General features: G+C 69.5%; 10 protein-coding genes. 6 read left to right on the forward strand and 4 right to left on the reverse strand.

Translation table 11 applies throughout. The annotated features are described in order from the left end of the window. The first annotated feature begins 16 nt into the window (after nt 1-16). Nucleotides 17-715, forward strand: coding sequence for an ABC transporter ATP-binding protein (locus M0R89_RS19585; RefSeq protein WP_248652707.1), 699 nt, complete (start codon nt 17-19; stop codon nt 713-715). 106 nt (nt 716-821) lie between these two features. Then, on the forward strand, nt 822-1,070 hold the full coding sequence (locus tag M0R89_RS19590; RefSeq protein ID WP_248652398.1) for a hypothetical protein: 249 nt from the start codon (nt 822-824) through the stop codon (nt 1,068-1,070). Nucleotides 1,071-1,104: 34 nt separating this feature from the next. Here M0R89_RS19590 and M0R89_RS19595 read toward each other — a convergent pair whose 3' ends face one another. Genes M0R89_RS19595 through M0R89_RS19605 form a run of 3 tightly spaced genes read right to left on the reverse strand, consistent with a single transcriptional unit; the run spans nt 1,105 to nt 3,592 of the window. Then, nucleotides 1,105-1,344: a hypothetical protein gene (locus tag M0R89_RS19595; protein WP_248652399.1), complete on the reverse strand. Its 240-nt coding sequence runs from the start codon at nt 1,342-1,344 to the stop codon at nt 1,105-1,107. Beyond that, on the reverse strand, nt 1,341-2,765 hold the full coding sequence (locus tag M0R89_RS19600; RefSeq protein WP_248652400.1) for a hypothetical protein: 1,425 nt from the start codon (nt 2,763-2,765) through the stop codon (nt 1,341-1,343). The genes M0R89_RS19595 and M0R89_RS19600 overlap by 4 nt, the downstream gene beginning before the upstream one ends. Beyond that, nucleotides 2,762-3,592 (reverse strand): hypothetical protein, encoded by an 831-nt coding sequence (locus M0R89_RS19605; protein WP_248652401.1) that lies wholly within the window; start codon nt 3,590-3,592, stop codon nt 2,762-2,764. Before M0R89_RS19605 ends, M0R89_RS19600 begins: the two co-directional genes overlap by 4 nt. 128 nt (nt 3,593-3,720) lie before the next feature. On the opposite strand from M0R89_RS19605, the gene M0R89_RS19610 reads away from it, so the two are divergent. The 3 genes from M0R89_RS19610 to M0R89_RS19620 all read left to right on the forward strand — a co-directional run bounded on the left by M0R89_RS19610 (nt 3,721) and on the right by M0R89_RS19620 (nt 10,955). Next, the gene (locus tag M0R89_RS19610; RefSeq protein WP_248652402.1) at nt 3,721-3,918 is read left to right on the forward strand and encodes a hypothetical protein; all 198 of its coding nucleotides are present in this window, start codon (nt 3,721-3,723) and stop codon (nt 3,916-3,918) included. 217 nt (nt 3,919-4,135) lie between these two features. Continuing rightward, complete coding sequence (locus M0R89_RS19615; protein ID WP_248652403.1) at nt 4,136-5,527, forward strand: hypothetical protein; 1,392 nt, start codon at nt 4,136-4,138, stop codon at nt 5,525-5,527. Nucleotides 5,528-5,654: 127 nt separating this feature from the next. Next, entirely contained in the window at nt 5,655-10,955 is a 5,301-nt protein-coding gene (locus tag M0R89_RS19620; RefSeq protein WP_248652404.1) for a hypothetical protein, read from the forward strand. Nucleotides 10,956-11,149: 194 nt separating this feature from the next. On the opposite strand, the gene M0R89_RS19625 is transcribed toward M0R89_RS19620, so the two are convergent. Continuing rightward, a complete protein-coding gene (locus M0R89_RS19625) occupies nt 11,150-11,575 on the reverse strand; it encodes a helix-turn-helix domain-containing protein (RefSeq protein ID WP_248652405.1) in 426 nt (141 codons plus the stop codon). A 139-nt stretch (nt 11,576-11,714) separates the two neighbouring features. On the opposite strand from M0R89_RS19625, the gene dgoD reads away from it, so the two are divergent. Further along, nucleotides 11,715-12,863: a galactonate dehydratase gene (gene dgoD, locus M0R89_RS19630; RefSeq protein WP_248652406.1), complete on the forward strand. Its 1,149-nt coding sequence runs from the start codon at nt 11,715-11,717 to the stop codon at nt 12,861-12,863. Nucleotide 12,864 lies beyond the last annotated feature (1 nt).

Genomic DNA, 12,864 nt, shown 5'->3' on the forward strand with positions numbered 1-12,864 from the left:
GGACCCCCTTCTCGACGTGTCGGGTCTCGTCGCGGGGTACGGCGCGACCGAGGTGCTTCACGGCGTCTCGCTCTGCGTCGAAAGGGGCGAAGTGGTCTCGCTCGTGGGACGCAACGGCGCGGGCAAGACGACCACCCTGCGCTCTGTCGTGGGCAACGTCGCGCCCTCGGCGGGCACCGTCACCTTCCGCGGCGAGGACGTGACCGACCTCTCGGCCGAGGCGACGGTCCGGAAGAACGTCGCGTTCGTCCCGGAGGAGCGGCGCATCTTCCCCGGCCTGACGGTCGCCGAGAACTTACAAGTGGGCCGTCTCGGCGGGGGCGACACCGCCGAGGCGCGCGACCCCGAGGCGGTGTTACAGGAGTTCGAGAACCTGCGGGAGCATCCAGACCGCAAGGGCGCGGCGCTCTCGGGCGGCGAACAGCAGATGCTCGCCATCGCCCGCGCGCTGGTCGCGGGGGCCGACCTGCTCCTGCTCGACGAACCTACGGAAGGCCTCGCACCCTTCGTCGTCCGGCAGGTCGAGGACCTCGTGCGGAACCTCAACGACGAGGGCATCGCGGTCCTGCTGGTCGAGCAGAACGTCGGCGTCGCGCTCGAACTCGCCGACCGCCACTACGTGCTGGACCGCGGCGAAATCGTCTATCACGGCACGAGCGACCAGTTGCGCGAGAACGGCGAGGTGATGGACCGGCATCTCGGCGTGACGACCTGAGACGGCAGGTCCGGAAGGCGCGAGTCGTCTTCCGGCCGCTTTCGGTGGCGGGTCCGGCCCCAGCGGCGGGCATAGACTCAAGACCCCAGAAATCCAACTATTCGGTATGAGCAAACTACTCCGGTACGGCGGGTGGGCGCTCCTCGCGCTGGCCGCGCTGTGGGTCGTCGCCGAAATCGTGAGCGTCCTCCTCGGATTCGTCTCGTGGCTCGTGAGCACCCTCGTCACTATTCTGGTGGCCGCGGTCCTGCTGTACCTCGCGTACGCCCTCGTCTCGCGGTTCCTCGGCGGGAGCGGCGGCGGGAACTCTCGGTCGCGGTCCCGGTCTCGCGAACGCGAGAAGATTTACGAGTAGCCCGGACGCGCGTTTTCGAGTTCCTCGCGACGGACTAGAGCCACTGGCCGAGAGCCATCCCGAGCGCCGACGCGACGGCCGTGCCGAGACAGAGCCGCCACGATTTCCCGGTGACGGCGTACGCGCCCAGCGAGAGCGGGACGAAGACCAAGAACGCGGCCAGCGAGGCCGGGAGGAAGGCGAACGGGTTCGTCCGGAGGTAGAGTGCGGTCGCACCGACCGCGAGGAGTCCGCTCGCCGCTCGCCGCCGCCTCGGGGCGGTCGCGACGGTCATCCGTCCGCGACCTCTCGGACCGACCGTCGGACGATTTTCGCCGCGTCGGCGCTCGCCTGCGGGAGTTCGCGGGCAACCGCGGCCGCCCTCACGTAGTTGCCGAGTTCGCGAGCTATCGAGTTCACATCGACCGAGTCGTCGCTCGCCGACCGGACCAGTTCCTCGTCGGCGTAGCTGACGAACTCGTCGATAGCGGCGAGTTCGCGGCGGTTCAGGTGGGGGTGTTCGTCGCGCTCGCGGACCGCCTCGATGGCGTCCACGGCGCGCCTGCGGAGCGTCCGAACGTCAGCGACCGACTCGACGGTGACGTGCTCGTCGGCGGCGACCCGCTGGCGGAGCGATTCGAGCGCGCGGAGTCGGGCCAGCGTGCCGTGGCCCGCGAGAATCGTAGTGGCGTAGTCGTCGGTCCGGCGCTCCCGCTCGAAGTCGTCGTGGTGGGTCAGTTCCTCGGCGAGGTCACCGATAGCGTGGCCGACGGGAGTTCCCTCGACGTTGCCGTCGACGTAGGCCGAGGGCGTCCGCGGGTCGGCGTCCGGGAGTCGGCGGCGACGCGCGTCTATCACCGCTTCGAGCGCGTCCACCGCCCGGACGAACCCCGACCGAAACGTCCGGGTGTCGCCGGACTTGCGAATCGGGTCGTAGAGGGTGGCCATGTCGTCCATCGCGGCGCGGGCGACTTCGAGGCGCCCCGCGAGTTCGCCGACCGCCAGCGGGTCGTCGGGCGTCGGTCGGCCGCGCCCGACGACCCGTTCGGCGGACCCGGTCGCGGTCCGGAGTCGGCCCTCGACCGTCGCGTGGACGACCAGCGCCCGGACCGGGTCGGTGCCGAGGTAGTCCCACGCGTACCGGAAACGGTTGAGCGCGACCCAGATATCCTCGGCGGACCTCCGGAGGTCCTCGGGCGCGAGGTCGCCGTCGATGGCCCGCCAGGCGGCGGCGACCGAACGGGCCGACTCGCGGGCGTCGCCGAGGCGGTCGATGGCTTCGAGCGGCGAGGCCGCCTCCGAGACCGCGTCGATGGATTTCTCGGCCTCGTCGCGGTTACGGGCGAGTCGCCGCCGAATCGCGCCGTTGGGAATCGCCTCGGCGTCGAGCGACGCGGGGACCGACCCGAGGAGATCTCGCGCCCGAGCGAGACCGCTGTCGATGTCCGAGCGCGGAATCTCGACCGGCACGGTCTCCGGAACCGACGGCGAGTCGGAGGCGACGACGTCTCGGAGCGTCGCTCCGTCGAGGGTCGGACCGCCGTCCTCGCGGTTCAGAACGTCGCCGAAGTCGCTACACCCCGCGAGCGCCGTCGCGCCGGCGAGCGCGAGGAACCCCCGGCGGGTCGCGCTGGCGGGCGTGCGCGACCGCCAGCGCGGCGGGGACGACCGTTCGGACGACGGTGACGGCGACCGGTGGGTTCGGTCGTCGGTCATCGCCTCTCCTCCGTCGTGGAACGGTCCGTATATCTTTGAAGTTTCCCTGTCGTTGTCTTAGAAATCTCTGTCTGTCTTTCCACCGTCGCCGTCTCCTCCCGCGCCGGCGTCCGGCGTGTCGGTGTCCGGCGCGTCGCTGTCGGCGTCGTTTCGTTCCCCGTCGCGGTCGTTCCCGCCGAGTTCGCGTTCGCGATTCGGAGATACTCCGGATAGTCACAGCCGTCGTCGCTCGAACTGGAACCGCGATTCGTCACCGCGTCGGGTTCCAACGCGACGGGGACGCGAATCAGCCACGCCACCGCGTCGCTGTCGTCTGTCTGACACGGCACGTCGGCGTCGCGGTAGTCGTAGCCGTACTCGACTTCGATTTCGGTGTCGGACCACGCGACGGAGCAGAGTTCGGCGGTGTAACACGCTCCGAGTCGACGAGTGTCGAAGTACAGCGTCGCTCGCCCGAAGTCGGTGTCGGCGACGAACGCCCGGGCGGCGTCCGCGCCGTCCACGTCGGCGAACTCGAGTCGGTCGGCGGTCGCTCGGGTGGCGACGAGTCCGGTCCGGCGGGCGGCGTCCGGCGCAGACGTCGCCGACTCGTCGGTCGAATCGGCGTCGCCGGTCGAACGCAATGCGTCGTCGCGGGGAAGCCACACGGGCGAGCGGGGTCGCCCCGACGTTCGGAGTCGGACCCGGTCGGGGTCCCGAGCGACGTGCTCCGGGGGCCGGTCGCCGGGGACCGATTCGGTCTCGGTCGTCAGGTCGCTACACCCGGCGAGACCGGTGGCGAGCGCGACCGCACCCTGGAGGAGGCGTCTGCGGGGGAGGGCGGGCATAACGTGTCAACTCGGACAACGGCGACCCATCAAGATTGCGGCTTTCGGCGCGCAGACGCGGTCGGAGCGGTGGAGAGAGTGCTACGCGCTACCACACACTTAACTCTCCGGAGACCTTTGAACCCTCCATGGCTTCGACGTGGCGGCAGTTGCTCCCGCAGTTTCTCGCGATGCTACTGCTGTACTTCGTTTTCGTCGCCGTGCTGGGCGCGGTGGGCGTGGAGGGGTTCGTGCCGCGAATCGTCGTCGCGCTGGTTGTCGCGTTCGGCTATCCCGCCGTCCTCCGGCGGATGGGTCGCGCGCCGCCCGCGTGGGAACGACAGTGACGGGTCGGGCGTAACGAGTCAGGCGAGCCGGGAGATAGTCCGGGGAGAGCGCGGCGTTTCACCCGGAAGGTAGTCGCACGAGCGAGAGTGAAAGTCGAGCGAGTAGGCGACGGACCGTCGATTCGTCGCCCGCGATTCACCGAAAACAGGCACAGGCAACGCCTACGTCGCCCGCAGACGGGCCATAACAAAACAGTTCGACGCCTGACAGACGCGCATGCAGAAACTCACAGCGGCACTCGTAGCGCTGCTCGTCGGCGCCAGCGTGGCGGCGGTCCTCCCTGCCGCCGCGACCGACGGGCCGCCGGACGGAGAATCGACGGCCGAAATCGAAGCGCGCGAACCCCCGAACCTCCCCGAACAGTGGCGACGGACCTACGGCGCGAGCGGCGACGACATGTTCGCCGACGTGGTGCGGACCGACGACGGCGGCTACCTCCTCGTCGGGTGGACCGGCGGTGAGGACCGCGACGGCTGGGTCCTCAAGACCGACGCCGCGGGCGAGCGCCAGTGGGCCAAGACGCTCGGCGGTTCCGGCACCGACCGGCTCTGGGGTCTCGCCCGGACCGGCGACGGCTACCTGCTCGCCGGGCGGACCACGACCGACAGCGGACCGCAGGGCTGGCTGGTCGAAGTAGGCCCCGACGGCGCGGTCCGAGAGAACCGAACCGTCGGCGAGGGGGCGTTCTACGCGCTCGAACGCCGGGACGCGGGCAACGGAACGACCTACCTCGCGGCCGGTTGGACCCGCGGCGAGAGCGGTAGAGACGGCTGGGCGGTCGGACTCGACGCCGACCGCTCGACGGCGTGGCAGAAGCGCTACGCCGCCCCGGAGGGGTACAGCAACGGCTACCTCCGGGCGGTCGTGCCGACCGATTCGGGCTACTACCTCGCCGGGAAAATCGCGGGCGACAGCGACGACGCGTGGGCGCTCCGCGTCGGCCCCGACGGCGAGCGAGCGTGGCAGACCACCGCGGGCGGTGCGAGCAGGGACGACGTGTGGGCCGCCGCGCCCGCCGCCGCGGACGGCAACGCCTCCGCCGGGTTCGTCCTCGCCGGCGAAACCGAGAGCAACAGCACCGGGCCGCGCGACGGCTGGCTCGTGAAGTTCGGACCCGAGGGAGCCGTCGAGTGGGAGCGCCGACCCGGCGGCGAGGGCACCCAGTGGCTCGACTCGGCGATGCGGACCGAGGACGGCTACCTCTTCACCGGCGGGTCCGACGCCGGACCGAAGGGGAGCGTGGACGGTTACGCGCTGGCGACCGACGCAGCGGGCGAGAGTCGCTGGCAGAAGTACTACGGCACCGACGGCTGGGACAAGCCGTGGCCCGCGGTCCGGGCCCACGACGGCGGCTACCTCCTCGCGGGCCAGACCTCCGGCGACGGCGCGACGGGCAAGGACGGCTGGCTGGTGAAAATCGGCGGGTCGGGCGACGGCGGGGGTAACGCGACGCCCGTCGAAACGACCGACCCGGCCGAGACCACCGCCGAGGCGATGCGGGGCGACACCGCCACGGCCACCGCCGACCCCGAGGGCGGCGTCCCCGGATTCGGCGTCGGCGCGGCGCTCGTCGCGCTGGCCGGCCTCCTGCTCGCCGCTCGGCGGTGAGACCTCGCCGCGTTCGGGGAGTAGGCCGACCCTATCGGCCGGTCAGCCGGAGGCAACGCGACGTTACGCACCGCTTTCGCTCCGCATAACAAAGGGCGGAGATAGGTTACTGGCCGAACGAGTCAAAATGACACGGGGGGAGGCCGGGGAGACGCGCGAGCAGTTAGACGTGTTACTTCTCGCATGGTTACTCGTCGCCAGTAGCGTCGTCGGCGCGAGCGGACTCTCGCTCGCGGCGGGCGGCGCGGCACCGAGGAGCGCGAGCGAACTGCCGGGAAGCGCGAACGCCGCGCCCGCGGTCGGACCCGTGAGCGCTGGCGGGCCTCCGGGCGCCGGCGGACCGGGCGCGGCGTCAGCGCCGGCGCGACCGGGGAAAGCCGCTCCCGCGTCCGCACCCTCAGCGTCCGCATCCGCGCGTAGTTCTGCGAGCGCTGGAGCGAACGTGCAAGCGTCTGGCGTCGGCGCCAGGGCGAGTGGCGTCCGCGCGAGTGCGAGCGCAGGCGACAACTCGACGAACGATACCCGGAGCGCTACCAGATGCGGCCGGGGCGAGATTCCGCGCGGACCGGCCGGTGCCGCGAACCTCTCGGACGCCGACGCCGAACTCACCGGCGCGGCGAGCAACGACCGCGTGGGGTGGGCGACCGACGCGGGCGACGTGAACGGCGACGGGTACGCCGACCTGCTCGTGGGCGCGCCGACCAACGACACGGCGGGCACCGACTCCGGGGCGGCCTACCTCTTCTACGGACCGGTCAACCGGAGCGAAATCGACGTGTCCGAAGCCAACGTGACCTTCCGAGGGCGGGCGGGCGGCGAGCGCGCCGGGTTCTCGGTCGAAGTCGGCGACCTGAACGACGACAACTTCTCGGACGTGGTCGTCGGCGCGCCCCTCGCCGACGAGAACGGCCGTAATTCGGGCGCGGCCTACGTCGTCTACGGCGACGAGGAACTGCCCGAGCGCGTCGACCTGCAGTACGCTTCCGCGACGTTCTTCGGGGCCGAGAAGGGCGACCGCGCGGGGTGGTCGCTGGCGACGATGGAGAACGCGAGCAACGGGAGCGCGGGCCTGCTCGTCGGCGCGCCACAGCACGACGGCGTGGCGAAGGACTCGGGCGCGGCCTACCTCTCGTACATGCCCCGCGTCGGGACGTTCGACCTCGCGAGCGCGAACGTGACCTACCTCGGCGTGGCGAAAAACGACCTCGCCGGGACCGCCGTCGCTGCGCTCGACGCCGACGGCGACGAGGTCAGCGACGTGCTCGTCGGCGCGCGCGGGAACGACTCGCAGGCCGTGGACGCCGGGGCGGCGTACCTCCAGTACGGCCCGCAGTTCGAGGGGACCTCGCTGCTGGTGAACGCGCCGGTCACGTTCAGAGGGTCCGGTGAGGGCGACCAAGCCGGGTTCTCGGTCGCCAACGCGGGTGACCTGAACGGCGACGGCCGCGACGACGTGGTGGTGGGCGCGCCCTTCCACGACGTCCCGGCAAAGGACGCCGGGGCGGCCTACGTCGCCTACGGCGGCGACCTCTCGCGCTCGGTGAACCTCTCGACGGAGGCCGACGCGGCGCTCCCCGGCGAGTCGCGCAACGACTACGCCGGGTGGTCGGTCGCCGGCGCGGGCGACGTCAACGACGACGGGTACGCCGACCTGCTGGTCGGCGCGCCGTTCGACGACGGCACCTCGGAGAATACGACTGCGGGAGGCGATAGCGCGGAGGACGAGGGCGCGCAGAACGACAGCGCCCAGAACGACACCGCGGAGAACGCCACCGTCCGAGACGTGGGGTCGGCCTACCTGCTCTACGGTTCTCGAATCGCGGAGCGCCACTCGCTGACGGGTTCCCACGCCAAGTTCGAGGGCGAGTCCGAGGGCGACCTCGCGGGGTACGCGCTGGCGGGCGGCGACGCCAACAATGACGCGGCGACCGACCTGCTCGTAGGCGCGCCCTTCACCGACGGCAGCACGAACGTCGGGTCGGCGTACCTCGTGGCCGGCGACTGCCCGCAGAAGGCCGAGACCGGGACCGAGACGACGACCACGACCGAAACCACCACGACCGAGACGACGACTACCGAGACCACCACCGAGACGCCCGAACCTCTCCGGGTGCGGGTCTCGTTCGACTGTCGGCAGGTCACGGTCGCGGCCGAGCAGTACACGCAAGTCGTCCTGACGTTCGCCGACGGGAGCAAACAGACGTTCACGAGCATCTACAGCGGGACCAACACCTTCGCGGGTACCGGGTCGAACGCCGGCAAGGTCGTGAAGCAGGTCAAGGTGTTCAACGGGCCCGACCGGTTCGAAGTCCAGCGCAACGACACCAGCGGCTGTGAACCCGCGACGCAGGAACCCGACGAACCGTTCGCGCCGAAGATATTCTTCACGAGTTGCGAGAAGGCCGTGGTGCAGGCCGACGAGTTCCGGTCCGTGACGCTGGTGTTCGAGGACGGCGACCGCCAGACCTTCCGCGGGGACTTCCGGGACCGCGCGCAGTTCGTCGGCACCGGAGACAATCAGGGCGAGGTTCTGAAGGCCGTCGTCGTGAGGGGACCGGACGGCGAGTCGGTGACGCGCCGGAATCCGAGCTTCGAGGCCTGTGCGGGGCCGGACACGACCACTACCACGGAGACGACGACCACCACCACGACGGAGACGCCCGGACCGCTCGAACCCACCTACGACTTCGCCTGCACGAAGGTCGCAGTGGACGCCCACCGCTACGACTCGGTGACGCTGGTGTTCGAGGACGGCGACCGCCAGACCTTCCGCGGGCGGTTCCGAGGTCGAAACGTGTTCTTCGGGACCGGTGAGAACCGCGACGAAGTCATCGAGCGCGTCGTCGTGAGACGCGGCGACCGGACCGCCTCGCAGCGCAACCCCGACTTCGAGGAGTGCGTCGAGCGCGAGACGCCGACCACGACCACCACGACGACGCTGGAACTGCCGACGACCACCACTACCGAGACGACCACCACCACCACGACCACGGAGGAACCGGGGCCGCCGCCGAACGGGAAAGCGGCGAGTCCGTCCTGCGAGCGCCTCCGACTGTCGAACCCGACCACCGAGCGGTTGACCTTCTCGGTGACGGCGGAGTCCGGACTGACGCGCGTCGTCATCCTGAACCCGGGCCAGACCGAGACGTTCGCCATCCCGCCCGGCACCTACCGGGTGCAGGCGAAGGCGGGCGGACTGGTCGAACCGACCCGGCCCGCGACGGTCAACGGCGTCGAGATAGAGAACATCCGGGTCGAGGCGTGCCCGACGCCGACGACCACGACGACCACAGAGACCACTACCACGACGGAAACGGACACGACCACCACCACGGAGACGCCGACAACGACGGAGACGCCAACCACGACGGACACGACCACCACGACGACCGAGGAACCCGCGGAACCGACCACGACGACGACGGAAACCGCGACTACCACGACCGAAACCACCACGGCGACGGAAACGACGACCACCGAGACGACTACCACGACAACGACGACTGCCACCGCTACGACTACCACGACAACGACGACTGCCACCGCTACGACTACCACGACAACGACGACCACGACAGCGGAACCCCGACCGCCGAACCTGACGGCGCGCTCGGACGCGTGCGAGGAGTTGACCGTCGAGAACCCGAGCGACGAGAACGCGACGGTCAACGTGACCGGACCTGACGACTTCGCGCGGGAGTTCGCGGTCGGTCCCGGCGAGAACCGGACGCTGGCGAATCTGACGCCCGGCGACTACGAGGTTCGGGCGTGGGTGCCCGGCGGCGACCAGACGGCGGCCGACGACGAGACCGAGCGCCGGAACGCGACCGTCAACGGCGACGCGGCCGGGACGGTGAGCGTCGCCGACTGCCCGAACGTCGTGGTCTCCTCGGCGGACCCCGGGACCTTGAGCGTCGAGAACCCGACCGACCTGAACGTGACGGTCAACGTGACCGGGCCGGACGACTTCGCGCGGACGCTGGAATTGGTCCCCGGCGACGAGACGACGCTGGACGAGTTACCGCCGGGGAACTACTCGGTCCGAGCGCGGACCGGGTTCGTCGGCGAGGAACCCGGCAAGGCGACCGTCAACGACGGGGCGAACGTCACCGTGAGCGTGGCCGGCCGGCCGACCACGACCGAGACGACGACAACGACCGAGGCGACCACTGCCACGACCGAAACGACGGAGACCACGACCACAGCGACTACGACCACCGAGACGACTACAACGGAAACCACGACGACAATAGAGACTACGACCACCGAGACGACTACAACGGAAACCACGACGACAACAGAGACTACGACGACAACGGAGACCACCACCACCGAGACTACCACCACAGAGACCACCACCGAAACGACGACGGAAACGACCACCACGACGGCAGAACCGGAACCGGCCGCCGTGAACGTCGTGGCGACCAGTGAGGAGTGCGAAGCGCTCACTCTCGTCAACGAAGGCGAACGCGAGGTCACGGTCGAAGTCGTCGGACCCGACGGCTTCGAGGAGACGGTGACGGTCCCGCCCGGTCGAGTGCGCGAACTCTCGGACCTCCCGTCCGGCGAGTACGAGGTCCGGGCGACCGGCGAGGGCGTGACGATAAACGAAACTGAGAGCGCTGCGGTCGAAGTCGCGGACTGTCCGGCGGCCGCTGAACAGTCGCCGACCACGACCACTACTGAGACCACCACTACCACGGCTACTGAAACGACAACGACGACGGAAACGACCACGACAACCACCGAGACTACGACCACCAAAACCACCACCACCACGACGACGGAAACCACGACTACCGAGACGACCACCACCGAGTCTACGACCACCACGACGGAGACGACCACGACAACTACTGAAACGACTACCACAACGACGACCACCACGACCACCGAGACGGCGCCGACGCCGAAGGTCGAACCGCGGCCGGTCGCCGGATTCCCGAGGTGCGAGGACTTCGGGTTGGAGCGCGGCCTACTGTTGACCTACGAGGACGGTGAGTTCACCAGCGAGAACGCCACCCGAGTCGGGCCGAACACCTTCCAGTTCGAGGCGGGCGGCGATAGCTTCGAGATAGAGTTAGGGGTCGCCGAGCGCGACGACGACGGCCAACCCGTCGCGGTGACGTTCGACTCGACGCTCCGCACGGCCGCGGCCATCGTCTACGGCGGGCCGGGCGGGAACGTCTACGTCTTCCCCGAGGGCGTCTCGGCGCGAGCGGAACTCACCGCGCCCGACAACCCCGGCGGGAATCCGTTCCCCGTCGAGCAGTTCGCGGTGTGCTACGACCCCGGGACGCCGAACCGGGCCGAGAGCGTCGGCGAGTCGGCGGGGTCGGCCGACTTCCCGCTCGCCGGTCGGAGTGCGACCGCGCTGGTCGGGTGCGCCGCGGTCGGGATGCTGGTCGCACGACGGCGGCGGTAACTAGGCGGCGAACCTCCGGACGACGCGGTGGCGCTCGAAATTTGCCAAGGACGCGTTCCGTGCCGTTTGGGCAATCGCGACTATCAGGAAATCGGCGGGAGGACTCGACGGTGATTCCCACTGGCACGTCGGCGGTTCGATTCCGACTGGCGGGACGGCGACCGGGCGAAGTGACGGCGGAATCGAAGCTCTGTTCAGACAGACACGTCCGCATCTCGAATCAGGCGTCTGACGTGGCCGAGCGAGTAGGAGACGCCGTACTCGCGCTCGATGAGTTCCCGGACGAGTTCGGGCGTCCACGACGAGGCCTCGAAGTCGTAGGCGGCGGGCGAGTCCGCGAGCGCGTCGAACACCGCCTCGCGCTCGTCGGCGGCGAGTTCCGAGGGCCGGCCCGGCCGGTCGTCGTCCTCGACGGCCTCGGAGAGGGGTTTCTCGGCGATGCGGTCGAGCCAGTAGTAGAGCGTCGATTCCGGAACGTCGTACCGCTCCGAGAGGACCGAGACCGACACGCCGTCCTTGTACGCGATGGCCACCATCAGGCGCTTGGTGGCCTTCGCGCTCTCCGCCGCGTCGAGTTGGTCCTGCAGGGCCGAGAGCGGGACACCGTCGAGCTTGTCCATCGGGTAGAATTTTCATATTTCTTGTTATTAACTCTATCTGTTCTTATATGATTTCAGACTTGACTGTTCCGCCGACGGTGTGGACGACCACGTTGCCAGTTCCCCGGGGGTTTAGACAGTCGCCCTCGTACGGCCGGCCATGGAAGTCACCGACTACGAGTTGTTCGAGGTACCACCGAGATGGCTGTTCCTGCGCCTCGAAACCAGCGACGGGACCGTCGGGTGGGGCGAACCGGTAGTCGAGGGCCGGGCCCACACCGTCCGGGCCGCCGTCGAGGAGTTGCTCGACGGCTACCTGCTCGGCGAGGACCCCCTCAGAATCGAGGACCACTGGCAGGCGCTCTATCGCGGCGGGTTCTACCGGGGCGGCCCGGTCCTGATGTCCGCCATCGCAGGCATCGACCAAGCGCTCTGGGACATCAAGGGCAAGCACTTCGGCGCGCCGGTCTACGAACTCCTCGGCGGGAAAGCCCGCGACCGAATTCGGGTCTATCAGTGGATCGGCGGCGACCGGCCCGCGGACGTTGGCGAGGCCGCCCGCGAGCAGGTCGAGGCCGGATTCACGGCGCTGAAGATGAACGCGACGCCTGAACTGGAGCGCGTCGATTCGCCCGCGAAGATTCGGCAGGCCGAACAGCGACTCGCCGAGGTCCGCGAGGCGGTCGGCGAGGACGTGGACGTGGGCGTCGACTTCCACGGGCGAGTCGCCAAGCCGATGGCGAAGCGACTCGTCGCGGCGCTCGAGCCCTACGAACCGATGTTCGTCGAGGAACCGGTCCTGCCGGAACACAACGACGCGCTCCCCGAAATCGCGGCCCACACCACCACGCCAATCGCCACGGGCGAGCGTATGTACTCCCGGTGGGACTTCAAGGAGGTGTTCGAGTCGGGGGCCGTGGACGTGATTCAACCCGACCTGAGCCACGCCGGAGGAATCACCGAGGTCAAGAAGATAGCCTCGATGGCCGAGGCCTACGACGTGGCGCTCGCGCCCCACTGCCCGCTCGGCCCGGTCGCGCTGGCCTCCTGCGTGCAGGTGGACGCCTGCACGCCCAACGCCCTGATTCAGGAGCAGAGCCTCGACATCCACTACAACGAGACCAGCGACGTGCTGGACTACCTCGCCGACCCGTCGGTCTTCGAGTACGAGGACGGCTACGTCGAACTTCCCGAACGACCGGGTCTCGGCATCGACATCGACGAGGAGGTCGTCCGCGAGCGCGCCGGCGAGGTGAACTGGCACAACCCCGTCTGGCGACACGACGACGGGAGCGTCGCGGAGTGGTGAG

It is taken from the genome of Halorussus limi (genome assembly GCF_023238205.1).
In the GTDB taxonomy this organism is placed as follows: domain Archaea; phylum Halobacteriota; class Halobacteria; order Halobacteriales; family Haladaptataceae; genus Halorussus; species Halorussus limi.